The following is a 22608-nucleotide window of genomic DNA, read 5'->3' on the forward strand; positions in this document are numbered from 1 at the left end:
CGACTAGTGCTGCTCCACCTTGTTCCATTCTCGGTGTTGTTGTCGGTCGTATCCGCCTTCGTGGCCGAGGTGGATGCCGTTGCAGTGTTGGCACCGGTACGGTCTGGATCCTGCGTCTTTGTAGAACTCTCTGTTTTGTTTGGCTGCACGCCGGCTGATGAAGATGACTTTGCCGGTGGTCATGCAGCGACCGGCGTAGGAGAACTTGTCTTCCCGGGCCGCGCGCTGCGTGGTGTGCCGGCGCCTACCCACCTTGGCCTCCATGGTCCTGTTGTGTGACAGGTTGGTGGAGGTTCAGCCCGGGTGGGGTGGGCGTGCCATCGATGGTGATCTGCGTGTTCGGCTTGACTGGGACGTTGATGCATCCGGTTTCGAGCAGGATGACCAGGGAAATGTCCGAGTGGCCGAGGATCGTGCTGGTTTCCGATGCACTCCTGCGCTCAATTGCGAAGTCGGCGAGGGCGTCGATTCCGACGAGCACGCCGGTGATGGCTGTTTCTTTCCCCTGGATCGTTATTGGTTTCCCGAAGTCGTTCACTGACAGGTATTTTGCTTGACGGTTGATTGGCATGGTGTGTCCTTAGATTTTGTTCCAGCCCATTTCGGCTGCGCGTATGTCCCATGGCGCTGGTAGGCCGGTGAGGTGAGAGTAGATGGCCATGAGGCTGGCTGCGCTCGCTTGGGCGTGCTCGATAATGTCTTGTGGCAGGTCGTGGTTGGTCTGGATTTCCTGATTCAGGTAAACCACTTGCCGCATCAGGTCGTTGACCCGGCGTTCCAGCTTCTTCGCCGGGTCTGCCTGCTTGGCCGGGTGGCCCTGGCTCTTGCTCACTGGGGCCCTTCGAATAGTGCTTTCACGTCCGGGTCCTCGTCGCAGGCCAGCCGGTGGTCGTCGGCCTGGCCGCATCGTTTGGAGCCGCACCTCGCGCAGACATACATCTGCAGAGCAGGTATCCAGGACTCCTCACCACGGGCCACCTCTTTCACCTTGTCCAGCTCGTAGGAGCAGCGTCGGCAGCTGCAATCCTTGCCCGGGGTGTAGAGCACGATGTGCTGGCCGTGTTGGGTCATGTGCAGATCAGCCCCGAACAGGGTTGTTAGCGCCTCCTGCTGCTTCGCCATCTCACTGATCGGCCACGGCAATGCTCTCGCCCACACGGGCCGCCTAACAGATGCCACGGTCACTCTCCTGTCCCCATTGGTTGGTCGTGCACTTCGCAAAACAATGGCCGTCCTGTTCCCGGAGTCGGGCAACAAACACACTGCGGCGTTTCTGGCTCCTTGTCGGGGACCTTCAGCCGTGCTGGCTCGGTTCCCCAGATATTGGCTTCACGTGGTGGTGGTTTCCGGTGCTTCGGTGCGTCCCACATGATCACCAGCCGTCCGATGGTCAGGTGGCGGCACCACCAGTCTGCCTTCCGCAGCACCTGGCTAATTTCCTGGGCGTGCACCCACGGTAACAACTGCAATCTCACGGCTGGTTCTCCCTAATCATCCGGGCCTGGCTACGCAGCCACTCAGCCGGGTCCTCTAGCGCTTCGTCGGCTTTCCCCTGCACTTGGGCCACGTTCACCAGGCCGTCCCACGCGATAAGCGGCGCGTCCTGCAGGTAGCTGAAAGCGTCCGCGGCGTCCTCCAACGCGCGCGCCCTCGTTTCGCTCGGCGGCTGTAGCTTAGGCATTAGTACCTGCCCCATTTCCGAATAAGGTAAGAGCACGTCATGACGAGGCCAGTCAGCCAAGTGAGAACAACCAGGGCAACCGCCCACCCCCACGCAGCGTCGATTACTTCTTGACTAGGCATCGTTCACCTCCGGGCGGCCCGTCCACGACCGATCCGCTTTCGGTTGCTGCATCATGTTGTTGTAGAAGTTTGCCAGGTCGTCGCAAGCTCCCCGGCAGTCCTCACAGGTGACGTAACTACCCGGCTCATGGATACCGTCACAAGTCCAGCCTGCAAGGTTGACCTGCTCACCAGTCACTACCGGTTGGGCGACGGCGAGGTAGGCGGTGACCATGGGCTTAGCTACAGCATCCGGATAATCAGCGGGGGCAATGGCCTCCCATGCGAGGGTTCGCGCTTCGTTACTGTCGAGTTCAAGGACTCGGCGCATCGCTTCTTTCGCGGCAATTACGCCGTCCGGGTTTAGCGGGGGCTGGTTAGGCATTGGCTTGGTTCCGTTCCTTGTGTGCGTAGGCTGATTGCTGGGCTGATCCGTCGGCAACGGGCCAACGGTCGATCCACCCGCAGGTGCAGGACGCTTTGACACCGTTGTCGAAGTTCTCAACCTTGGTGATGTGCCCACTCACTTCTCTGCCCTTTCGTAGAACCGCTCATGGTCGTCGAACTCGTAGCTCCATTCGAACGTGCTCCCGCAGGTGCACGCGGGGATGCCGGGGCCGATGGTCTTGTACCTGTGCTCCATCAGGGCTTTCGGATTCACCGTGCCGGGAGCGACTTGCAAATTCTCGATGCTCACTTGGTCTCCGAGTCGTGTCCGTGGTGGTTGTTTTCGGGGTGTGTGCAGCAGTAGGTTCCGGGGCCGCAGCACCCGCCGATGCAGCAAGGCGGCCCGTAGTCGGAGGCGTTCACTTCTCTGCCGCCTTGCTGATCTGGTGGCCGAAGCACATGACCGGCTTCATGCGAAGGTCAAAAGCGATAAGCCAGACACGTTCCGCTGTTCCTTTGGTGGGCCAGAACATGTACCCCTCGTCGTATTCACAGCGGCCTTCCTGCACAGTCCTGCTGCCAACCACAACGCCCTCGGTGTAGGTCTTTCGCTCCGGGTAGTTCTCCCGGTAAGGCAGACCCGATTCCTTGTAGAACACCTTCGGATAGTCCTTGACCTTCCGCACCGTGCCGGTCATGGATACCCGGTCGCCTAGCTGGTATTCGCTCACTTCTCGGCCCTCATTCCCAGTCCTTCAGAAAGCTGTCGGGCGGCTTCGGCGTAGTCCACGCCGGGAATCGCACTGTCATCGGGGAGGTTGAACAGCGTTGCCAAGGTAGCCAAGCGATGCTCGTATGCGAGGGCAAGGGTGGCTTCGATCTGCGCCCGGTGGTTCGCCGCGTTTTTGTATGCTTCCCGCACTGCCTCAGCGTGCGGGTTGCCGGGTAGGTTGCTCATTTGGCGCCGTCCAAGGCTTCCCACATGCGGCCTACGACGCTCGCGTTCATGCCTTCGGCGTCCAGCTGGTCACGCAGAATTTCGAGGCGGCGCACCTTGGCTGCGTTGGCTTCGGCAATGTCCTGCGCCACGGTTGACGGCACACCGTTCAGTGCGTGCCTGATACGCATGGCGAGGGTGTGAATGCCGTGTTCCACGCCTTCGGAGTACCCGGCTAGGCCCTCTTGGGTGGTGTGGCCACTGGCTTCCCGGTCAATCATGAACGGGTTCATGAGGGACTTGTGCAGATCGTGGATGCTGAAGTCACGAACTGCCTCCCGAATGGCATCGTTCACGGTGGGTGGAATCCAGCCCTGCTCGATCAGAACGGGAACGATCATGTTCAGCACGGCCAGGACGTTGGCGCGGTTCTGGTTCTTTTCATCAGCTGGTGCAACTTCCCAGGACGGCAGTGGCGCATTCGCGCGCTTGCGAATGTCCTCCCAGGAAACAATGGCCAGCTGCTCCACCAGGTCTTCAGTGACGTGCGTTTCCTTGCGGAAGTGATCTAGATTCATTGGGTTGTCCGTTTCTTGTTGGCGTCGAGGGACTTCCGACGCTTCTCGTTCGCGATGACTTTGGCGTCCGCTTTTGCCATGCCACGGTTGTAGGCTTGCTCGGTGACAAGGGCGGCTTGGCGTTCGGCTTGAAGGATGATCGCCTTGGCCTGAAGCTTCGCTTCTCTGGTCGCGTCCTCGATGATGTGCCGGGCCCGCACGTGCGCTTTGTCGAGGACGGTTCGTGCGTCGCGTGCTTCTTTCTCGCGGATCCGGTGCCGTCGTTCGGCACGGAACTGCTGAACATCGGCGACGCTCATACCTTGTTCTCGTATTCCCAGGGGTATTCGACCGGGTCGAGCGAGTACTTCAGCACGCCATGATCGAGTAGGTATGCGGATACCCATTCGTCGAACAGGCCGCCCCGGATACCCCAAGTGGTGCGTGAGTGGTCAATCTGCCAGCGCATGTGATCAGCCAATTGCATAACGGTGGGTTTCCGGACAGCTTTGCCATGCAGCCCGTGCTTGTCCCAGCAGCATTGATACGCTGGCTCACCAGCAAGCGCCTTGGCGATCTGGCCGACCGAGTACACGACGTGGTTCCTGGTCAGATTCATGCCTGTGCACATGCGCTGTCCGGCCATCCACCCCATCGGGCAATGATTGATCTTCACGTCCGCATAGTTAGTCTGCTCAGCACCGCACATCGCGCAGTGCGTCGGGTACTCCAGCGACGGCAGGAGACCGTTAAGCTGACGGGCCGCAGCACTTGACCTGCGCACCCCGTCCGCGCGGGATGCTGGACGGTTCACCTCCGCCAACAAGGCCAGCGCGTCGGTCTGCCCCTCGATGGTCAGGGTCATGACGCCCTCCTATGCTGCTTGGAGCTGGCTGGCGGCGGCCTGGGCTTGGCGCTCAGTGGGTTCGCACCAGCCAAGGCGTACTGCTTCTGGGCGGCAGGCGCTGCAGTAGTTGGCGCGTTCGCCTGTGATGGTGGAGCGGGGCTGGTGGTCGATGCCGCAGCGGTGGCAGACGTTGGCTGAGTTGCTGGTGGGGGTGCATTTGGTTGCACGGATGCTGATCATGTGGGAGTTTCCTTGGTGGGTGGTGACGGTGGTAAGTCGTCGTTGGGTTGGTGGCCCGTGGTTCAATCGTACAAGTGTTTTGTTCAGTTTGGTAAGAACTGAACGTGTAGTCTGATGTTATCAACTACCGTGTTTGGGCGCAACCCTCAGAACTCGTTCGACCGCAATCCACCAGTAATCGGAGACAACGGCTTGCGCCGGTGATCAGCCGTCTTCTGTCCCACCCGCTTGCCCGCCAAATACATCAGCCCATAACGGATCCCGTCGGCCAGGTGATCCTCCGCATGAGTATCCACATCTTCCGGGTTCCGCTTATCACGCGGCAACGCGGGCAAAGTACGGATCGTGTCCCGGCAAGTGTCATAGACCATGTACCGCGCAAACCCATCTTCACGAACAAGAAGCTTCTCATCGAGCTGAGCCCACCCATGAACACGATCGTTCACACCCTTATGTGGAACCCGCCCGAGTACTTTCATGTAGTCGTGTGCCGGCGACCCGACGGGCGGTAAATCCGAGTTCAGGTTCTTCTTCGTGGTCGCGTCGTTGCGTCGCCACATGGCCTTGTCCATCACAATGGGGATCTTCTCCCCCGTTATCGCTTCCTCCTCAGCTGACAGTTCAAGAATGCGCTTAGCCTGCTGCCGGGCAGTTAGCTCGGTGGCGTATTCTTCCCGGTACTGGACCACCAGCCCATCGTGCAGGAGGCACAGCCAGACCGCGGCGAACGGCGCAGAGAAACCATAATCGACCGCGATCACCTTGCGCCCAGTGAGCGCAGGGATAGGCAGTTGCGACGGGCTGATCACATGATGTTTCGTACGCCACTGGTTAAACCTGGTGCCGGAAATAATGTCCCAGTCACCATCAACCATGGCGCGTTTCAGGTCTGGGTCCATGGCGCCCAGTTTTTTCAAATATTCAGCGTGGTCAATGTAGGGGTTGTCGTAGAGGCTTGACGGGATGAAGATACGCCGCGCACCAGATTCTTCATCCGTGAACAGCGTGTTGTGTGGTGATGGGTCGATGAAGTGCGCTTTCACCCAACCGTGGCCTTTGGAGCCAGGGTTCGATGCGGAGAGGGTGCGTAACGGCAACCGGAGTTGCTTCATCCGCTCAGCTACACGACCTGTGGCGCGCAGTCGCGACATGAGCAGCACGTAGGACTCTTTGTCGTAGTGGGTGAGCTCGTCAAAGGCTACGAGAACAAATTCGTGCCCTTGGTAGCGGGTCGCGTGCTCGGGGCGTTCCAGATAGCCGAGGTGCAGTTCGGCACCGTTGGCGAAGTGGAACACGTGCTCAGACTTGTTGTACTTCGCAATTTCTGCGGGCAGGCGTTCGCGGAGACGTTTTACGAGCTCTGACAGCTCGCCGAAGCTTCGGCGTACAAGAAGAGCTTTGGCGCCGGGCACGAGGGTGCACACAGTCACGCAGGCAGCAAGGAGCACTTCTGATTTACCGCCGCCGAGGGAACCACCAAAGAGCACTTCATCCGCGGGTGACGTGAGTGCTTGGCGTTGCTTTGCATACGGTTTGAACGGGTACTGCCATACCTTGACGGCAGGGGCGGTCATTGGGTGACTTCTTCCCCCTCAGCAACTACTCCGCTGGCTTCTTGTGCGCTGAGGTCAGCGCCGGGCGGGAGCATGTCAGGGCTGACCATGACCGCAAATCCGCCGGTCCCGGTCTGCTCGACTTGCGTTGGTGCGTCCAGGCCAAGGTATTTGGCGCGGCGTTCCATGATGCGCAGGACGGCCATCACGGCTTTGTCGTCGCCGGTCTCTAACGCTTTTTTGATTTGTGGTCGTGCGAGCTCGTCGAGGAGGAGGACCTCCTGGGCGCGGACTTCGTTGACGGCTTCCGCTTCTTGGGCAGAGATTGCTTTTTGAATGTCCCGCCAGCAGTTGCCACGGTCGCCGTTGTAGAGCCGGTCGGCGATCTGCTGGTAGGTGAGGCGTGCGGCTCGGAGTTGGAGTGCCTTGATTCGGCGTGCGTGCGCTTTCACGTCGCTTGGGCTGGTTTTCTGCGCCACTGGTCCGCCTTTCTTCTGGAATCGTCAGCATGCGTGAGTTGGTGCTGGTTTTGTGGGATCAGGGGCGTTTCGTCGACTCATGTTGATAACATGGGATTACCTTGAACGGATTGGATCATGAGTAAAGACGAGTACATCGACAGTGCTGAAGTTGCGGAAACGATTGGCATCACCACGCGTGCGTTGAGTGTGAAGCGAGCCCGAACTAACAGCCGTGTTGCCGCTGAGCGTTTGGCCGGCAAGCCGGGCACACTCACTCCTAGTGATGTACCCGACCCCGACATTGACAAGGGGCGCAGCCCTTTGTGGTTGCGTTCAACTATTGAGCGATGGGTTGCTGCGCGCCCGGACCCTGGGCGGCGCAACACGCAGAATCGTTAGACGTTATGGTGGGCCACAAAATCTTGTGGCTCACCATTTCTTTGCGGCAGGTCGTCGGTGAGCATCTGGTAGCGCAGGCAGATGACGTCGACGTAGCGCGGATCGAGTTCGATCAGGCGCGCGCTTGACCCGTGCTGGTGCGCGGCGATCAGCGTCGATCCGGAACCGCCGAATGGGTCCAGCACGGTATCGCCTGGTTGCAGGCTGTTCTCGAGGTTTTTGAGGATCAGCTCTGTCGGTTTCATGGTCGGATGCATCCCGTTGCGCTGTGGCTTATCAACTTCGATGACGGTGGTCTGCTTGTCGTCGCCGTACCAGCGTTCTCCGCCGCGGCCCAGCCGCCCTTCACCGCCCGGGGTGAATCCGTAAAGGATCGGCTCGTGCTTGTAGTGGTAGTCGGAACGGCCCATGACGAGCGTGTTTTTCACCCACACGAGGTTCTGGCGCACCAGGTACCCGTTGCTGGTCATGGCTGTTTCGAAGCTGATGCGGCGGGTGTCGGAGTGGGCGACGTAGACAGGCGCTCCGGGTTTGAGTGCTGGGAGCGCTGCAGCGAACGCGGCGTGCAGGAGCTGGTCAAGGTCTTCCGCGCCGTCGTTCTGGATGGTCAGCTGGTCCGCGGTGCCACCGGTGTATTCGACGCCGTAGGGCGGGTCTGTCCACATGCATGCTGCGGTGGCGCCGTCCATGAGTTGGGTGAAGGTGTCGGGATCCGTGGAGTCGCCGCAGATGACCCGGTGCCGGCCGAGGGTGAACACGTCGCCGAGCTTGGATAGTGGCGTGATGGGTGGTTCTGGTGCGTCGTCGGGGTCTCCGAGGAGGTCGGTGTCTTGGGTGGCGAGGTCGGCGTCGTTGAGTGCGTCGAGCAGGTCGTCGTAGTCCTGGTCGATGAAGCCGGTGCCGGTCAGGTCGCCGTCAAGGGCTTCGAGCAGTTCGGCTAGGGCTTGGTCGTCGTAGGTTGCTTTGTCGTTGGTGCCGTTGTCGGCGAGGACAATTTTGAGGGCTGTGTGCTCGTCAACGTCGATAATTCCGACGCTGATGTGGCTGACGCCGAGTTCCTTGGCGGCTTGCCAGGTGTGGTTGCCGGCGAGGATTTCCATGGTGGTTTTGCGCACGACGATGGATCTGTAGAGTCCGTGGGTTTGGACTGATTCTCGGATGCTGTCCATGTCGCTTTGGCGCGCGTTGCCGGCGTAGGGTTTGAGGTCGTTGACGTGGACGGTGGTGTGGTTGATGTTGAGGGTGGGGATGGTCATGGTTGTTTTCCTTTGGTGGGTGAACGGAAAACATATTGTGGCTTTGAACCCCACCACCTTGTGGGAAGGCAAAAGGAAAGGCCACCACTGGTTGGGGTCCAGTGATGGCCTAGGGTTATGGTGGTTCCGCTGCATCTGCGTCAATGCGCCGGGTTCATTCTCGGCTCGGAACTCTTACCTGTCAGATGACCACATGCTTTACACTCGTGCCGCTCTGCGTAATTTCTTCTGCGCAGCTTTGATGGCGGCTTCTTCCAGGATAATCGCCCGGCGCTCGTTCAGCTTCCGCTCTCGAACCCATTCCGTGGTGTCCCGGCCCGGCTCCTGGGGATCCGTGACACGGGCGAGGTGCGATGGGTGCCCGTTGGCTGACAGTACCGGCAGGCCGCGCGCGTTAGGGCGTTCGCCTTCCTGGTATTCGTAGGGTGCAGCAGTCGCGAGAACGAAGTCCATCGGGATCAGCGCTTCTTGTACGGCTTGTTCGGCTAGCTCCCCCGCGTCGATGAATGACGCAAACTTGCCGTGCTCGTCACGGGGTTGCTTAGCCCTCGGCTTACTCCACCAGGCCTTGTTGATGTAAGGCGATTCTTCCGCACAGAGCAGGCCGGCAACTTGCATCTTCTCGATTGCTGAGCGGATGCAAGCTGCGCGGTCGTCTGACAGGGTGAGCGTCATATCAGCGATTCGTGCCACGGCTTCGAGGCCTAGTTCCACGGCTTGGGATACTGCTTCTGGCGTGCAAAGGCTGACTGCTCCTTCGCCGAGAACGATATATCCGTTCCCTTCACAGACAACGCAGTCCGGGTGGATGATGTGGTCTGTTCGGGTGTGGCAGGCTGGGCAGATTTTCCGCAACGGTCCCCCTGTGTGCGAGTGGTGGTGAGTCCACTACCTATTCTACCCATATTGAATTACTTTCAATCTGGTGAAACACACCTTTCTTCTTCGACTGCTGCCCGGTGTTCGTCGAGCTCGTGCTGGATGGCGGTGGGCGTTCGTCCTGCCCGTTGGGCTATCTCGTCAATAGTGAGTCCGAGGGTGAGGAGGTATTCAATGTCGCCGGCCATCAGACTGCCTCTTCCCATTGGGCCAGGGCATCGTGCGCGCCGTGGTCTGCCGCGTGCTGGAAGCAGTACTCGGCGGCAGGGAGGGCGACCAGGTCGCAGTACTCCCCCGGCTCGAACAACGTGTTCTTCGAGAGCTGGTGGTGGCAGGTGACGTCGAGTTCCGTCTGGATCGCTTCAAGGCAGGCGCGGCAGGTGACGTTCTCGATTTCCTGAGTGGTGGCGCCGGCGGCGAATGGCCAGTTCGGCTTGTAGTGCAACGGCTGAGGGCTGGGTGGCTCGGGCATACTCGCGTGGGCGATGGCCGAGACTGGTGCCGGCAGTGCTTGGGTGCGCGGGGTCGACAAATGCGACATGGGAGTTTCCTTCTAATGGGTAATCCTCGCTGGTAAGACGAGGGAAATGGTTTGCTACTCAGCAGGGTGGTAAGCCCTACATTGATAACTCTATATTATCAATCGGACGCTTTGAATGGGCGTGTCAACGCCGATCGACTATGGAAGCGATGATTCGATTTCGTCGGTCAATTTTTCGACCCGACCGATAAACGACGCGGCTCGCTCCCGAGATTCTTCCTCGCTCTTCGCCTGAGCCAAACCAAGAAGGGTCAGCTGCAGAACTCCCTTGATATTCATCAGCGTGAATCCAAGGCGAACTTCAAGATCAAATGGGCTTGGTTTCGGTAGGTCGCTGTCAATTTCATAGTGCTGTGTCAGATTGAAAATCTTCATGCCCAACATCTGCGCCAAGTCACCTAGAGATTCACCGAATTTACGCTCTGGCTCGCCGAAGTCTCCTGTACGGGTACGGTATCTCGTAACAGCATCGATGAACCCCTTGGCGTTGCTAAGTAATTCCTCCGGCGCTCCTACGTTTAGCTTGGTGAACGCTGCGCTGACCTTATCCCCTTCTTCGTGAAGAGTCATGCTTTTTTTAGTCCACTCGCGTTCCCTCTTATTGTCGAGGGTAGTTTGAGTGTCATGATGGAAGCGTCTGCGAGTGTCATAAACGGTCCAAGCAGCCAGGCCTACCGCAGCTACCGCGGAGCCGATGGTGCCCGCTGCAACCCAAAGATCCACAGCATTAGTCGCGTTTGTGGAGCAGTAAAGAACACCCTCTTTGATCGCGTCAGGTGAAGGTATTTCGCATCTAAATTGTTCCGCAAATTTCATGGCATGCTCGCTTCAATTCCGGCATGCATTTGTCGAGTTCGTTCGCGTTTTTGACTTGGGTATGCGTCATTGTTCCTACGCACGTTTCCCCAGACCAGGCGCACCAGCCGGCACGATCCATTCAACATTTGTTGTTCGATGACCGTACCTATTGCTGGGGTAGTATTCCGATTCTTCTTTGAAGATTTGTGAGGGTGCTACCCATCTCAGAATTCTGCGGAGGTCTCCGAGTTTTTTGATCGTTCGGGCATCCCCAGGGCCGGTCACTGACTGAAGTCGTTCCCAAAGCGCCCGCACGAGGTCCCAGAACTCTTTGCCCTTCGGACGCGCAAGTAGAATCAGCCACAGCTCCAATTCAAGCTGTTGAATGCATTCCGCTGCATTGGTCTCACTTTGGTAGCCACCGACTATTTTGCGGGTCTCCGCTGCAGTCGGCACCCTGAACAGGGTCGCCACGTCATTCAAGTAGGTGAGAGATTTACTGACGTTCACATGGCGCCCCTTCAGCTCATTGAAGTCCACCTCTCCGATGATCTTTGCCTTCCCTATTTCCTGATTCAGCCCCGTGCACTCGTAGATCGAGAACCTAACTTTATCCATAGGAATTCGACGTTGAGCTCGGATGTCCGTAAGGATACTCCGAAAATCGGCATAAATCCCTGAGAGCTTTTGGTCTAGAGGTTCCCAGATCTGATCGAACGCAGTCCAGTCATAATCGACTGCGGGCTCTTTATTGCCGTTCGGCATGATGAACGGACTAGATCCTTCAACCATTACCAGTTCCTTTTCATCGCTCCGAAACCATGGGCGGACCAGCGGAATCCATCGACCGCCATCGACTAGCTACATACCTTTCATCCGACACGTAGTAATCGCCTGCCGCCTGTATATAATTTTAGCCGAAATTTAACAGTAAACCTTTAAATTGCCTTTAATCACGGGGTTCGTCAAACTAAGTATCGGTATACACTCGCAACTTCTCTAGAAGGACCCATGACCGACTTTCCTAGCCCCATTGCGCCCGACCGACCTCCGACCCGGAAGCCAAAGAACCGTAAATTTCTTTGGGTGATACTTGCGATCCTGGCTGTGCTCGTTCTGCTGCTTTTCTTGATCCCAGAATTATTCGTCTTGATCGCACTCCTTGGCGTAATCCTTGCAATTATTGGCATGGTGAAAGGTAAAGTCCCTGGTCTCCCGATCAAGGGACGCAGCAAGTCCGGATGGTTCGGATTCGGCATGATCATCATGATGTTCATCAGCGGTTCCATCATGGGACCTACTGAGACCACTCCTCCGCCGGCAGCTTCCGCAAGCGGCGACCCGATTCTCACCAGTACCGAGTCGCCAACCCCGACACCCTCAGAATCGCCTTCGCCAACCGCTATTGCAGATTTCGTAGGCCAGGAATGTGAAGGTGACGAGCTGGTCATGGAACAAGGTGCGGAAAAGCTTTACTGCGATGAAAGCAGCGACGGAGTTCTCCTCTGGGCCAACCAGGAAGACCACGACAAGAATGTTCTGGCCGCCAAGAAAGCAGCCGAAGAAAAAGCGGCGAAAGAAAAAGCTGCTGCCGAAAAGAAAGAAGCAGAAGCGAAAGCACTGGCTGAAAAGAAAGCTGCCGAGAAAAAGGCTGCCCAAGAAAAGGCCGAACGTGAAGCTGCCGCAGCCAAGAAGGCTGAACAGCAGCGCATAGCGGAACAAGAAGAGGCTGCCAGGATCGCTGAGCAGGAAGCAATTGAAGAAGCCTACGAAGCTCCTGCGCCGGCCAGCGTCTCTTATGCGAACTGTACAGAGGCCCGCGCAGCAGGTGCGGCACCGATCAGCCGCGGCGAACCTGGTTACGCTTCGCATCTTGATCGCGATGGGGACGGGATCGGTTGCGACGCTTAGCCCCAAAGGTCTCTGGCGCCATCATGATGGTGCTGGTTCTGTGCGGGTGCGGAACTGCAAGCGGTGCCGCACCCGCACCGGCTGACTCGCTTGGCGCTGCTGCCGGCACACAGGTTACTTCGGAGACGCCGCCACCCATCGTGATTCGTTCAGAGGCTCCCCCGATTACGATCAGCACGGAGCCACCGTCAGAGCAACCCGATGTCAACGAGCCTCATCCAACGGTACCGCCGTCGCCGGAGGCCACGCTCGAATCGGCCGCCGGTACCAGCGCTAAAACCACGAAAGCATCCGAGCTCTTGAAGGAGATTCCCATCAAGGGCCGCGCACCAAAGACCGGCTACGACCGTGATCTGTTCGGCAATGGTTGGGGTGACCCGGACCGGAACGGATGCGATGCCCGCAACGACATCCTCGCCCGGGATCTTACCGTCCACTCGTACAAGCCAGGGACTCGTGAATGTGTTGTTCTCACGGGAACTCTACTCGACCCTTTCACTGGGAAAACTATTGAGTTCCAGCGCGGCCAGGGCACCAGCAACGCGGTGCAAATTGACCATGTCGTGGCGCTCTCGGATGCTTGGCAGAAGGGGGCGCAGCAGCTCACTCCTGAACGTCGTGTGGCTTTCTCGAACGATCCACTGAATCTCTTGGCAGTGGACGGCCCATCGAATGCGTCCAAGGGCGATAGTGACGCCGCAACCTGGCTTCCACCGAACCGCGGCTTCTGGTGCGAGTACGTCACGCGTCAGATCGAAGTGAAGCACAAGTACGACCTGTGGATGACCAAGGCCGAACATGACGCGACCGATCAGGTATTAGAGCGGCGCTGCTAATTGAGGGATTCGATATGTTGAAGAAAATCTATGCGACAGGTGTCGCACTTGCCGTTTCAATCGTTCTTGCGGGCTGTTCCACGCCCAGCAGCAGTTCAACTAACAGTCTAGAACCTGCCACTTCTGAGGCACCTGAAACGCAACTGGACGCATTGTTGACTGGGATCGATTCCGGAACGGATTGCCCTGGGCTTTTCCCATTGCTGAAGGCGATCCCCGCGGACACTCCGCAGTCGGAACAGGCTCAGGCCGAGATGCGCAACATCGGTTGCTTTTCACGGTCATCGGAGCGAACGGATGCCCAGCGCGGCGCCGTCGATCCTGATAGTGCCTGGATCGGAGTTCCGGGAGGTGAAAGCGTCGATTTATCGGAGGCATGTGAAACCCCGGCCGCCCGTGCGGCGCAGGTAATCGACGCGGATGCAGCTGAGGTCCTGATTGAGAAAACCTTGGAAAATTGCTCGACCGTGAACGAGTGGATGAGCGCCTTGCAGAAATATCCCGGTGTTATGGGAATGGTCGACGGTTATATACCTTCCGTGACCGATCTGCAGGTCGCCTGCATCAACTACCCGCAATCAGCCGTTTGCAAAGATGCAATGAAACTTGGGCTGTAAGTCGATCCACGGCTGATTTCAGGCAAGAATGTCGTCAAGTGAGTCGACATCCGGCCTAGCAGTTCGTGAAACTTTCCGTAAACAAGATTTTTCAACATGTATAGGACAGCTAGCCACGAAAATTCCTTCTAGCTTCCCGCTGACTTGATACCCATAACCTCAAGTAAGTACTTTTATTCGACTCACCGCTGGAACTTCAAATAATATTTGTTTCATCGGTATAGAATTTTGCAAAAACTGAAAAGTTAACTCCCATATCGTCGTTGTTTTATCGAGAATCTTCGTTAGGGGCAGTATGAATCGCACTCAACCAGGAGCCAGTTGTGGCAATTACCATTTCCCAAGCAATCGTTCACGAGATCCCCAAGGGGGCCCATTCGTCCAAAGACGACAGTGAGGTGACTCTCAGTACCCAGCTCACACCACTTCAGGCTGAGACAAGACGATTTATCGTCGACAACATTCTCAATGTCGCCCTAAAAGAACCGCGTGACATCAAGGAAGACCCTGACGCTACTTCACAGACTCCTGGTCTGGTTTCAGCGATCTTCAAGAACGCAGATAAAACATTCGTTGAGGCGTCGCAGGAAATTGCGCAAGTCCTCTATCGCAGTCAAACAGCTACAAGCCCGTCAGGCATTCTTGTAGTGGCAACAATCAAACAAGATGCCCAGGACAAAGTTCTGCTGATGAAGGCTGAACATCAAGAGGGTATGCGCTTGCGCCACGACGAAAGCACTGGCCGATTGGACCTCGAACACCTAAATGAGCTGATCGTTGGTCACAATTCAAAAATATACAAGGTTGCACTCCTCAATCTTTCCGATGAGGAGTCACTAGTTGGCGTCATGGTTGACCGACAGAACGGAGTCGCATATGCCGACTTCTTTCTTACTAAATTTCTAGGTTGCACACTCGCAGATCGTTCCGAAGTCCAAACTAAAATATTCATGGAATCTTCGATGAAGCATTTTAATGACATAGAAGATCCTGTAAAGGCTGCACGCTACGCGTCCGCGCTGACGAGTTACATGCAGACACCTAGCAAAGATTTTCAATCCAGCGTTTTTGCCGACACTTATCTCGATGTGGAGGACCGCGATCACTATCTAGATTCAATCCCGCATACCGTGGGCGATAGCGTTATCCGAAAAGACCTCAAGCTGATTTCCGGCGGAGGTCATGGAGTCAAATTCATCGGTCAAGGTTTCACTTTGGTTGCCAGTCAAGAGTCCCTTGCAGCAGGTAACATTCGTGTTACGAAATCTGAGGACGGTTCGACAGTAATCAAGTTGAACGGGCAATTGAAGCAAATTGGGTTCGGATCCGTACCAAAGAGTAGCCAGTAATGTCTGCGAATGAGCTGACAAGTCGTTACGAGGAAGAGATTGAGTATCTAAAATCTGGACTCGTTGTCTGGCAGAGTAACCTTGAGCAGCTGGCAAAATCCGTTGACCCCAACGTTCATGTTGATGGACGCTATAAAAAGCTACCGAGTTTGCTAGCCAAGGCTTACAAGAAGAATCCGACCAATCCAAGGCAGTGGGACACATTCCATGATTTGGTTGCACTGAAAGCAATTTTTCCAACCCAATCTGGTGCGAGAGAGTTTACCGATCTACTTGAATCACACGCCAAAGAGAATAATTTCTATTGTCATCTTGATCGCAGGAGACCAGAACCAGACAAATTAGAGTACAGTGCAGACCAGTTCGATCTGTCTGACCCGAAAATTCTGGATTCCCGGGGAGATGCCCTAAAGATCGAGGTTCAGGTAAGAACAGCCGTGAGTGATGCTTGGTACATCATTGATCACCGTCTCAATTACAAGAATCCGACTGATCTCCCTGACAATTTACAGAGGCGAGTGCTACGTTTAATTGCCCTTGCGGAGTTGTTTGATGAGGAGGTGAGCTCGTTGATTAGTGATGTATCCAACTATGAAGAGCGCGTCGAATCAGGCAAATTCAATAAAGTGAATGAACTGTTTCGCTCCCTGACCAAAAATTATTCAACGCCAGCTCGCCCTGAGGGTCTCTTCTTCACCCTTTTGCAGGGATATTCCGAGGACGATCGGGAGAATATCGAGAGCGCGTTGAAGAGTCATCTTGAAGAGTCCGGACTCGGTGACCACTATATGTCTGTTGTCGAGCTTCACAGCCCAGGAGCAGTCGACTTCGTCGAACAATATGATTGGTTATACATGCAGCCGGAATCGCTCTTGATAGCAGATTTAGCGCAGCAGCCCCGGCGCCTTGCGGCTCTCATCGAGAATTCAGATTTCGAACGTATTGTGACTTCCATGGCTAATGATTTGAAACTCCCGAAACAATCATTCTAACCAGAGGCCCGAGGACCACACATTGCCCGGGTAACTCTCAAAGCCCATCTATTGTTAGTGGGTATCTTGAAGAGCTAATTTCGGACCAGGTAGCTCTCGGTTCGTCTCCGGATATGGATGTAGATTAAGCACTGCTGTATTCCTCCCAACCGTCTGCGACGTCTACGAAAGCTGTTTTCATGGCGTTTTTGGCTTCTTCTTCGGTGAGGTGGCCCTGGGCGATCAGGCTGTCCATTTCGGAGTAGAAGCTGCTCATTGCTTCGTCCACGCTCCGCTGGACGTGGTTGCGGATCTGCTGCGCCCTGGGTGGGTTCATGACGCGCACGCGGTGGCCTTTGCCTTCGTTTGAGGCCCAGTGGTCGTGCATGTCCTTCTCGGTCGCCATTGGCTGGTTGCAGGTGGTGCATTCACCGAAGTTCTCTCCTGCGATTGGGTCGAATAGGTTGCTCATTCGTGGTCTCCGTAGTTTGTTTCGAGCCGGTCAATGGCTGCTCTGGTGGTGGTCGTGGAGGTGCCGGGCCTTGGTGTGGCGTCCTGCAGCAGCTGCTTGGCCAGCCGGTACGCCCGGCGGTCCCAGAACGGACTCAGGTCACGCCAAACGCGCACTCCTGGCATATGCCGCCAGGGCTGCTCCGCAACCTGGATTTTGCCGTGAGGGCACTCGCGCACGTCGCCTACCATTGGACGCGGTTGCGATAGGGGCGGCTCCCCCACGCAAGTCTCTGCATGGGTGCGAGGTGTAGCGTCCCGCAGGTTCGGGCGGCTCATGCCAGGGCCGCCGGGTCAATGACCAGCAGTTCGCCAGGGACCGCACCCGGTGCGAGGCGCAGCGTGCCGGGCCTGCCTTTCATTACTGACAGGCCGAACCCGCGCTCCATTGCTTCTTTGTGCAGCGCTTCGACCTGCGCCTTGGTGGGCATGAGGATGTCCTTCTGCTCGGTAAGAGCAGCCATCATTTTGCCAATAGGGTCGGCGGCCTTGTGTGCTTTGTAGGTGCGGATGCCGGTGACGATGGCAGCCAGGCACCACTCGAAGTGGATGGTGTACTGCTCCCAGCCCTCCGCCGCTTCCCAGACGTCCGCGTAGTGGGCGGCCATAGCCCCGTTGAGCGCGTCGCTCATGCTGCTCATGGCGGACAGCGCCGCGTTGGCGCTGCCAGTGTCCACCCAGTCGTCCAGCACGTAATCCTTGATAGCCTTCCACCAGATGGTGGTGGTTTTCTGGTCCAGGTTGCGGCTGGTTTCCCAGAAATCCTCTCCAAGCCACTTTATGAACAGGTCCTCGTCATATTCACGGGCGGTGGCCTGGCCGCCGGTGTCGCCGTTCTGCAGCTTCTCCGCCCAGTAACCGCTGTTGATATACCCGGTGAAGAAGGTGAACATGTCCTCCACCCGGCGGAACGTCCAGGTGCCCATGTCGCCGGTGATGGTGAGGTTGCCGGGCCAGGTGATCAGGTCGAACCAGTAGAAGCTAGAGCCTGGGGCGCGGAAGCTCAGGTGCCGGTATAGGCCGTCGTCGTGCAGGACGGTTAGCTGGTGATCCTCTGTGGCGCTATTGAAGCGGCGCAGCAGGGTGGCCCCGTGGTCGGTGTAGTCGACGTCGGCGGCGGTGAGCCGGTGCAGGTTAGTCATGGGATTCCTCCACAGGTTCGGTGCAGTCGGGGCATTCGGATTCTTTGCCATGCACAAACGCGACACTTTGCCAGCCACGCACGCCTGGTTCACTCAGGTGCTCGTGCTTGTCTGGTTCGGGGCCGCACGGGTACGGCTTGATCTTTGAGTTATCGACCCCGTAATGCTTGGCGCGTACATGTGCCCATTCGCCTGTCTCGTCGGATGCGCGGGTGTCGGCCCAGTCCCAGGCTTCCTGTCCGGTGAGTCCTTGCAGTAGAGCGTCGGCCATGAATGCGAGCTGGCGTGTCTCGACCAGCTGCTGGGTGCGTGCGCCGGACAGCCTGGGGTCTGCCTCCATCCAGCTAGTACCTAAGACGTCGAGGCCGATGGTGCGTGCATACAGGTATGGAACCTCTACCTCAAGTTCCCGTGGCGTGTTTTCGTCGGGGTTGTGTGGGTACAATTCGTGCGCGTACCGGCGCTTCGTGCGAAACTGTTCAGTCAATGGTGGTCCTTGGTTTGGCGTCGAAGGTGGCCCGGAAAACAGGCTGGCCGTCGAATGTGGTGGTTTCGAGGGTGAGGCTGGCGGGGTCGATGACGTGGGTTTGGTCGAGTTCGCGCAGCTGTCCAATGAGCCGGTCGTTGAACGCGGCGAGGCGGGCCAGTTCGAGTCCGAGGTCATCGGGCCGACGCTCCACCTGCACGGTTCGTTTGACGATTGGTTTCTCCCAGCGTGGTTGTCCGAACGCGTCCAGGTTCCACGGCTTCGGCCCCGGGGCGGGGAAAAGGTCACCCATCGAATGCCTCCCGGAGTGCGGTAACGAAATCGTCGTTGACGGACAAATCGAGTGGTACGACGCGGCCACTGCCGAGGAGGCCGGGAACGATGGCGACGAGGTCGTGGGGCTTGCCGCTGTCGTTCCAGATGCCTCGGCTGGCTAAGACGTAGGTGCCGCCGGCGGTGACGTAGACCTGGTTCAAGGTGTCGAGGTTGCCTGTCTGTCCTGCTTTGATCTTGGCCACGAGGGCGTCGATGACTTCGGCGCGGGTGTTCATGGTTTCTCCTGGTGGGTGGGGTGTGCGCTGCGGTTGCGAGAGTTACCGCAGCGCACACCCGGTCGTGGGGCTGCCCCGTGCCCCCAAGACGCGGGGCGGCCGGTGTGCGGCGGCTGGCTAGAACGGCGGGTTGAAGTAGAAGTCGCGGTCACGGGTTAGGGTGACGGCTTCCCAGGTGGACTCTTGCACTTCTGATTCTTCGATCTGGAAGTGTTCACCTTCCTCGGTGATCAAGTTGAAGGTGCCGAACCGGTCGGTGTAGTTCCGGCGCCCGATCGCACCCTTGTACCTGCCGCTGGCGATGTGGATTAGAACGGGGCCTACCGGCAGCGCAACTGGCGCTGGTGCGGGTTCTGGTTCGTCCTCGGCTGGCAGCACTTCAGCGTCCACTACGTCCATGTCCGGTCCCATGTTGGTGAACCAGACCTGTTCCCAGATGATGCCGCATTCCTTGAACACGTCATTGCCGATACCGAACCGCCGGTTCACGAAGTCCCCGTATTCGTTGCGGGTTAGCACGTCACCAGGCTTCAGGCTGCTGTATGCGCCGGGGCTGATGATGCGCACCATGTCGCCAACTGCGTTGGGCAGTGGCGTGGTTGGTCGGTGGATCAGGTGGAACCCACTGGCAGTGGGGCCAATGATGGACCCGTCACTGGTGTATTTCTGTCCACCAGGGCCGTAATGGTCGTACACGGCAACACAGAAACTGTTGGCTTGCCCTACTGGGGTGTAGGCGATGACGTCGCCCTCGCGCAGGTCCTTGGTCTCGATCAGGTGGGCGTCTGGGAAGTGGTCAATGACGTTCATGGCGGGTCTCCTTGATGCTTGCGTGCTGGGTGACGGGGATGGGGTGGGGCAAGGCCTGGTGTCGGCCGCCGGCCTGTTGGTTGGCGGTGATGCTTGCAGGCGAGCCGATGGTTTGGCTAGTCATGGTCGGCTGCTTAGATGTGGCAGTCGACGTTAGTCAGCCAGGTGTCATCCGGAAGGCCTTCGATCAGTTCACGGACCTGGGCCCGCCATTCGTCATCGCTGACCTTGTCGTTGCTTATCCCGAACCAGCCCATGTCGCCGCGTGCGAACCAGACGCCGTCTTTGACTACGCCGTAGAAGCCAGTCGCGGCGAAGTCCTCCTGGGCGGAGATGTATGCGGCGCGCGGGTTATCAGCGCGCATGTGGAAATCTTCGTAGGCATCCCAGAATCCGGCTTTGCGTGCTGCCATGTTCCAGGGGTGCGTGTTCCACTCTGTGCGGGCTGCGTCGATGTTCTCCTGGCCGTGCTTGTCCAGGCATTCCGCCCAGCCGAAGGTTGGCGGCACGATCCCGTTGGTGGCTTCGGTGAGCTTTGCCCATTCAGCTTCGGCGGCGGCTCGACGTGCGGTGACCATGGCTGGGAAATCGATGGCTCGCTTCATCGCCTGGTCGGAGGCGTTGGCATGGTTGGAGGCGTTACCGAATTTCTCTGACCAGTGGGGCTCGCTGGGGTGATAGTCCTCTGTGTTGGCGCCGGGCTTGATCTTGAACCATGCGTTGTAGCGGCCGCCAATCACGTAGTAATCCCACTTGGACTTGGGATTGTAGGTGGTGTATCGAACGTACTTGCCGTTTTCTTCTCGAATATCGTCGCCTTCGTTGTAGTCACGGAGGAGATCGAGGTCGTTGATCGTGAAGAGCGTGTGAGTATCGCCGTTGGGCTTCTTCGGCAGGTGTTCTGGGTGTTCAGCGTAGAAGTTACGCGCGTTTTTCAGGTTCGATAGGTAGTCCCAGCCGGCGTCTACCTGTGGTTCGATGGTGAGGTTTTCATCGTAGGGCGCGAGCTGTTCTTCAACGTTGTCGCCGATAACGAGGATCTTGAAATGACTCAATGTGGGAGTTTCCTTTGGTGGGAGCCGAACTGGTGAGGAACGGTGTGGGTTGTTGCCGGCTGGTTAGGCCGGATTGATTTGGGCTGGTGCCCAGTCGTGCACTTCTTCGGGGAGGAAGTAGCTTTCCCCGTGGATTGGTTCGTCATCGACGGACGCGTATCCGTTGCCGGTAGCTCGGAGCTGCCAGCCTTTCGCGTTCGTGTGGAATCCGCTGTCGATGCCGGCGGTGACCCGGTATGCGAGGATCAGCGGGTTCTCTTCCATGTCCGGCACCGGGTGGTTCCGGTTGATGCGGAACAACGCGCGGTGGCTGGGCGTGGCGACGAGTTCGCCTTTGTCGGTGACCCACTTCCGGACGCCTTTTTTGGTGGCGATTCCGACGGTGTAGGTGTCTTTGACGGGCCGGGCGACGGTGTCGCCTTCGGTGATTTCTGAGTATTTGATTGGGGTCGCGTCGTGGTGGTGCGACTTGATCAGGTAGGTCATTGCTGGTGCTCCATCTCGGGGTTGGTGAGGCCCTTTGTCCTTGTGGCTGGTACACCACAAGTTGATAACATCAGACTACACGTTATGGGCTGGTCGAGCAACAACCACACAAGAAAAATTCACATCAAACTAAAAAAATCACACAACCAAAGAATCAACCACCACCGGCACCGAAACCTCAGTCACACGCTGCTGCATCACCACCGCATGCAAACCAACGAACGACGCCTCAGGCAACCCCACCCCCTGAGCACGCCGGCACAACGCCGCCACCAACAGGCCACGCACCTCCGGATCATTCACCAACGAATACCGATGCAAAGCCGTCCCCACAGGCAACTCGATCACCTGATCACCATCAGCCCAAATCACCGAACCATCCGGCAGGCGCAAACCCACCCGAGTCACCTTCTGAACCTCTTGCACAACATTCTCCTCAACCACATAATCCGGCAGTTCCACAGTCATCACGACCCCTCCTTGAAGATCTTCACCCGCACCTCATGAGGACCATTCGGCCAAGTCCGACGATTATCCGGCCCAACCACCAACTCGTCCCGATCATCCTCAAAAACACCAGCATCAACCAGCCCATCCACAATCGCCTTCGACGTAGGCTGCAGGTTGGCCACCTCGCGTCGCTGCGCCACCGGAAACCGGAACCAAATCTCCACACGACCACGACCAGGCACCCGTAACACCCGCTGGCTCCTGGCCAAAGCACCCAGCAACTGCCGCCAATACTGGGTCCGGTCATTCTTCGGATGATGCGACAACCGCTGATTCATCGACAAGAAATTTGCATTCCACTGGGCCGGCGTCAACGGGATAACCAGTTCGTCATGCAGCTCACTCACTGAAGTACCGGCCCTTCGCAATGTTCCGAGCCCGCCGAATGGCGTCCTGGTTCTCAGAATCATTGGCCAGGACGCGCAGCAGGTTTCGCCACGCTCGCTGTTCGCCGGCAGACCTCCCCATGCCGTACACGATGAGGCCTATGCCGACGCTTGCCGCGATGAATACCGCCAGGTCTGGTGCGCCGAGCAGTCCGAGGATTTCAGCCGTAGCGAACGCTATCCAGCCGGTGCCGATGTACTGCTGGCGTTCGATGTAGTTGATGACAGCTAGGAGGAATGCGCCGGCCATGAACGCTAGGGAGCCTGCGAGGTTGGGCAAGAAGATCCCGAGGAGGATTAGGGCGAGGGCGATGAGAGTGGTTCGGGTTGGCATTTGGGTTCCTGGGTTG

Annotated in this window: 39 protein-coding genes; 6 read left to right on the forward strand and 33 right to left on the reverse strand. The window is 57.7% G+C overall.

The genetic code is table 11. The annotated features are described in order from the left end of the window. Positions 1–3: 3 nt before the first annotated feature. The 15 genes from ACP3TE_RS16885 to ACP3TE_RS16955 all read right to left on the reverse strand — a co-directional run bounded on the left by ACP3TE_RS16885 (position 4) and on the right by ACP3TE_RS16955 (position 6782). A complete protein-coding gene (locus ACP3TE_RS16885) occupies positions 4–264 on the reverse strand; it encodes a hypothetical protein (protein WP_426734387.1) in 261 nt (86 codons plus the stop codon). Next, positions 245–571 (reverse strand): hypothetical protein, encoded by a 327-nt coding sequence (locus tag ACP3TE_RS16890; RefSeq protein ID WP_426734389.1) that lies wholly within the window; start codon positions 569–571, stop codon positions 245–247. Before ACP3TE_RS16890 ends, ACP3TE_RS16885 begins: the two co-directional genes overlap by 20 nt. 9 nt (positions 572–580) lie before the next feature. Then, a complete protein-coding gene (locus ACP3TE_RS16895; RefSeq protein ID WP_426734390.1) occupies positions 581–832 on the reverse strand; it encodes a hypothetical protein in 252 nt (83 codons plus the stop codon). Further along, positions 829–1071 (reverse strand): hypothetical protein, encoded by a 243-nt coding sequence (locus ACP3TE_RS16900; protein WP_426734392.1) that lies wholly within the window; start codon positions 1069–1071, stop codon positions 829–831. The genes ACP3TE_RS16895 and ACP3TE_RS16900 overlap by 4 nt, the downstream gene beginning before the upstream one ends. Positions 1072–1471: 400 nt before the next feature. Continuing rightward, a complete protein-coding gene (locus ACP3TE_RS16905) occupies positions 1472–1681 on the reverse strand; it encodes a hypothetical protein (RefSeq protein ID WP_426734393.1) in 210 nt (69 codons plus the stop codon). Between the two features lie 114 nt (positions 1682–1795). Next, positions 1796–2167, reverse strand: coding sequence for a hypothetical protein (locus tag ACP3TE_RS16910; protein WP_426734395.1), 372 nt, complete (start codon positions 2165–2167; stop codon positions 1796–1798). A 138-nt stretch (positions 2168–2305) separates the two neighbouring features. Continuing rightward, positions 2306–2479, reverse strand: coding sequence for a hypothetical protein (locus ACP3TE_RS16915; RefSeq protein ID WP_426734397.1), 174 nt, complete (start codon positions 2477–2479; stop codon positions 2306–2308). 109 nt (positions 2480–2588) lie between these two features. After that, positions 2589–2900 carry a hypothetical protein gene (locus tag ACP3TE_RS16920; protein ID WP_426734399.1) on the reverse strand — a complete coding sequence of 104 codons (312 nt, stop codon included), beginning with the start codon at positions 2898–2900 and terminating at the stop codon, positions 2589–2591. Next, the gene (locus ACP3TE_RS16925; protein ID WP_426734401.1) at positions 2897–3127 is read right to left on the reverse strand and encodes a hypothetical protein; all 231 of its coding nucleotides are present in this window, start codon (positions 3125–3127) and stop codon (positions 2897–2899) included. The genes ACP3TE_RS16920 and ACP3TE_RS16925 overlap by 4 nt, the downstream gene beginning before the upstream one ends. Next, a complete protein-coding gene (locus tag ACP3TE_RS16930) occupies positions 3124–3684 on the reverse strand; it encodes a hypothetical protein (protein WP_426734403.1) in 561 nt (186 codons plus the stop codon). Before ACP3TE_RS16930 ends, ACP3TE_RS16925 begins: the two co-directional genes overlap by 4 nt. Continuing rightward, on the reverse strand, positions 3681–3983 hold the full coding sequence (locus tag ACP3TE_RS16935) for a hypothetical protein (protein ID WP_426734405.1): 303 nt from the start codon (positions 3981–3983) through the stop codon (positions 3681–3683). The genes ACP3TE_RS16930 and ACP3TE_RS16935 overlap by 4 nt, the downstream gene beginning before the upstream one ends. Then, the gene (locus ACP3TE_RS16940) at positions 3980–4528 is read right to left on the reverse strand and encodes a hypothetical protein (protein WP_426734406.1); all 549 of its coding nucleotides are present in this window, start codon (positions 4526–4528) and stop codon (positions 3980–3982) included. The genes ACP3TE_RS16935 and ACP3TE_RS16940 overlap by 4 nt, the downstream gene beginning before the upstream one ends. 9 nt (positions 4529–4537) lie before the next feature. Continuing rightward, the gene (locus ACP3TE_RS16945) at positions 4538–4750 is read right to left on the reverse strand and encodes a hypothetical protein (protein ID WP_426734407.1); all 213 of its coding nucleotides are present in this window, start codon (positions 4748–4750) and stop codon (positions 4538–4540) included. A gap of 146 nt (positions 4751–4896) precedes the next feature. Continuing rightward, complete coding sequence (locus tag ACP3TE_RS16950; protein WP_426734409.1) at positions 4897–6324, reverse strand: phage terminase large subunit; 1428 nt, start codon at positions 6322–6324, stop codon at positions 4897–4899. Beyond that, positions 6321–6782 (reverse strand): hypothetical protein, encoded by a 462-nt coding sequence (locus ACP3TE_RS16955; RefSeq protein ID WP_426734410.1) that lies wholly within the window; start codon positions 6780–6782, stop codon positions 6321–6323. Before ACP3TE_RS16955 ends, ACP3TE_RS16950 begins: the two co-directional genes overlap by 4 nt. A 117-nt stretch (positions 6783–6899) precedes the next feature. Between ACP3TE_RS16955 and ACP3TE_RS16960 the strand changes: the two genes are divergently transcribed. Continuing rightward, positions 6900–7163, forward strand: coding sequence for a hypothetical protein (locus ACP3TE_RS16960; protein ID WP_426734412.1), 264 nt, complete (start codon positions 6900–6902; stop codon positions 7161–7163). Here the strand turns inward: ACP3TE_RS16960 and ACP3TE_RS16965 are convergent. The 5 genes from ACP3TE_RS16965 to ACP3TE_RS16985 form a co-directional block, all read right to left on the reverse strand. Beyond that, complete coding sequence (locus tag ACP3TE_RS16965; RefSeq protein WP_426734413.1) at positions 7160–8419, reverse strand: DNA methyltransferase; 1260 nt, start codon at positions 8417–8419, stop codon at positions 7160–7162. The two genes, ACP3TE_RS16960 and ACP3TE_RS16965, sit on opposite strands and share 4 nt — an antisense overlap. A gap of 198 nt (positions 8420–8617) precedes the next feature. After that, entirely contained in the window at positions 8618–9133 is a 516-nt protein-coding gene (locus ACP3TE_RS16970) for a hypothetical protein (RefSeq protein ID WP_426734414.1), read from the reverse strand. Positions 9134–9485: 352 nt separating this feature from the next. Next, positions 9486–9839, reverse strand: coding sequence for a hypothetical protein (locus ACP3TE_RS16975; protein ID WP_426734416.1), 354 nt, complete (start codon positions 9837–9839; stop codon positions 9486–9488). A 138-nt stretch (positions 9840–9977) separates the two neighbouring features. After that, the gene (locus ACP3TE_RS16980) at positions 9978–10655 is read right to left on the reverse strand and encodes a hypothetical protein (protein WP_426734417.1); all 678 of its coding nucleotides are present in this window, start codon (positions 10653–10655) and stop codon (positions 9978–9980) included. A 75-nt stretch (positions 10656–10730) separates the two neighbouring features. Further along, positions 10731–11429 (reverse strand): hypothetical protein, encoded by a 699-nt coding sequence (locus ACP3TE_RS16985; protein WP_426734419.1) that lies wholly within the window; start codon positions 11427–11429, stop codon positions 10731–10733. Positions 11430–11825: 396 nt separating this feature from the next. Here ACP3TE_RS16985 and ACP3TE_RS16990 point away from each other — a divergent pair, with 396 nt between their 5' ends. From ACP3TE_RS16990 to ACP3TE_RS17010, 5 genes are all read left to right on the forward strand, one after another. Beyond that, entirely contained in the window at positions 11826–12548 is a 723-nt protein-coding gene (locus ACP3TE_RS16990; protein WP_426734421.1) for an excalibur calcium-binding domain-containing protein, read from the forward strand. Positions 12549–12847: 299 nt separating this feature from the next. Further along, positions 12848–13384, forward strand: coding sequence for an HNH endonuclease family protein (locus ACP3TE_RS16995; RefSeq protein WP_426734423.1), 537 nt, complete (start codon positions 12848–12850; stop codon positions 13382–13384). Between the two features lie 14 nt (positions 13385–13398). Continuing rightward, positions 13399–14001, forward strand: coding sequence for a hypothetical protein (locus tag ACP3TE_RS17000; RefSeq protein WP_426734425.1), 603 nt, complete (start codon positions 13399–13401; stop codon positions 13999–14001). A 323-nt stretch (positions 14002–14324) separates the two neighbouring features. Next, positions 14325–15350, forward strand: a complete 1026-nt coding sequence (locus ACP3TE_RS17005; protein ID WP_426734427.1) for a nucleoid-associated protein — start codon at positions 14325–14327, stop codon at positions 15348–15350. Further along, positions 15350–16342: a hypothetical protein gene (locus tag ACP3TE_RS17010; RefSeq protein WP_426734429.1), complete on the forward strand. Its 993-nt coding sequence runs from the start codon at positions 15350–15352 to the stop codon at positions 16340–16342. The genes ACP3TE_RS17005 and ACP3TE_RS17010 overlap by 1 nt, the downstream gene beginning before the upstream one ends. Before the next feature lie 124 nt (positions 16343–16466). Here the strand turns inward: ACP3TE_RS17010 and ACP3TE_RS17015 are convergent, their stop codons facing one another. The 13 genes from ACP3TE_RS17015 to ACP3TE_RS17075 all read right to left on the reverse strand — a co-directional run bounded on the left by ACP3TE_RS17015 (position 16467) and on the right by ACP3TE_RS17075 (position 22592). Beyond that, positions 16467–16793, reverse strand: coding sequence for a hypothetical protein (locus ACP3TE_RS17015; protein ID WP_426734430.1), 327 nt, complete (start codon positions 16791–16793; stop codon positions 16467–16469). Continuing rightward, the gene (locus ACP3TE_RS17020; RefSeq protein WP_426734432.1) at positions 16790–16948 is read right to left on the reverse strand and encodes a hypothetical protein; all 159 of its coding nucleotides are present in this window, start codon (positions 16946–16948) and stop codon (positions 16790–16792) included. The genes ACP3TE_RS17015 and ACP3TE_RS17020 overlap by 4 nt, the downstream gene beginning before the upstream one ends. A gap of 158 nt (positions 16949–17106) precedes the next feature. Further along, the gene (locus tag ACP3TE_RS17025; protein WP_426734434.1) at positions 17107–17973 is read right to left on the reverse strand and encodes a hypothetical protein; all 867 of its coding nucleotides are present in this window, start codon (positions 17971–17973) and stop codon (positions 17107–17109) included. Next, positions 17966–18313: a hypothetical protein gene (locus tag ACP3TE_RS17030; protein ID WP_426734435.1), complete on the reverse strand. Its 348-nt coding sequence runs from the start codon at positions 18311–18313 to the stop codon at positions 17966–17968. Before ACP3TE_RS17030 ends, ACP3TE_RS17025 begins: the two co-directional genes overlap by 8 nt. A 139-nt stretch (positions 18314–18452) precedes the next feature. Further along, a complete protein-coding gene (locus tag ACP3TE_RS17035) occupies positions 18453–18752 on the reverse strand; it encodes a hypothetical protein (protein WP_426734436.1) in 300 nt (99 codons plus the stop codon). Further along, entirely contained in the window at positions 18745–19011 is a 267-nt protein-coding gene (locus ACP3TE_RS17040) for a hypothetical protein (RefSeq protein ID WP_426734437.1), read from the reverse strand. The genes ACP3TE_RS17035 and ACP3TE_RS17040 overlap by 8 nt, the downstream gene beginning before the upstream one ends. 117 nt (positions 19012–19128) lie before the next feature. Next, positions 19129–19821: a hypothetical protein gene (locus ACP3TE_RS17045; RefSeq protein WP_426734439.1), complete on the reverse strand. Its 693-nt coding sequence runs from the start codon at positions 19819–19821 to the stop codon at positions 19129–19131. Continuing rightward, positions 19808–19945: a hypothetical protein gene (locus ACP3TE_RS17050; RefSeq protein ID WP_426734441.1), complete on the reverse strand. Its 138-nt coding sequence runs from the start codon at positions 19943–19945 to the stop codon at positions 19808–19810. The genes ACP3TE_RS17045 and ACP3TE_RS17050 overlap by 14 nt, the downstream gene beginning before the upstream one ends. A 10-nt stretch (positions 19946–19955) precedes the next feature. Next, positions 19956–20876, reverse strand: a complete 921-nt coding sequence (locus tag ACP3TE_RS17055; protein ID WP_426734443.1) for a hypothetical protein — start codon at positions 20874–20876, stop codon at positions 19956–19958. A 63-nt stretch (positions 20877–20939) separates the two neighbouring features. Beyond that, on the reverse strand, positions 20940–21362 hold the full coding sequence (locus ACP3TE_RS17060) for a hypothetical protein (RefSeq protein WP_426734444.1): 423 nt from the start codon (positions 21360–21362) through the stop codon (positions 20940–20942). Between the two features lie 138 nt (positions 21363–21500). After that, on the reverse strand, positions 21501–21830 hold the full coding sequence (locus ACP3TE_RS17065; protein WP_426734445.1) for a DUF7316 family protein: 330 nt from the start codon (positions 21828–21830) through the stop codon (positions 21501–21503). Beyond that, the gene (locus tag ACP3TE_RS17070; protein WP_426734447.1) at positions 21830–22219 is read right to left on the reverse strand and encodes a hypothetical protein; all 390 of its coding nucleotides are present in this window, start codon (positions 22217–22219) and stop codon (positions 21830–21832) included. The genes ACP3TE_RS17065 and ACP3TE_RS17070 overlap by 1 nt, the downstream gene beginning before the upstream one ends. After that, complete coding sequence (locus ACP3TE_RS17075; RefSeq protein ID WP_426734449.1) at positions 22212–22592, reverse strand: hypothetical protein; 381 nt, start codon at positions 22590–22592, stop codon at positions 22212–22214. The genes ACP3TE_RS17070 and ACP3TE_RS17075 overlap by 8 nt, the downstream gene beginning before the upstream one ends. Positions 22593–22608: the final 16 nt, after the last annotated feature.

Origin of the sequence: Glutamicibacter sp. 2E12 (assembly GCF_050030965.1) — a bacterium.
Lineage (GTDB): Bacteria > Actinomycetota > Actinomycetes > Actinomycetales > Micrococcaceae > Glutamicibacter.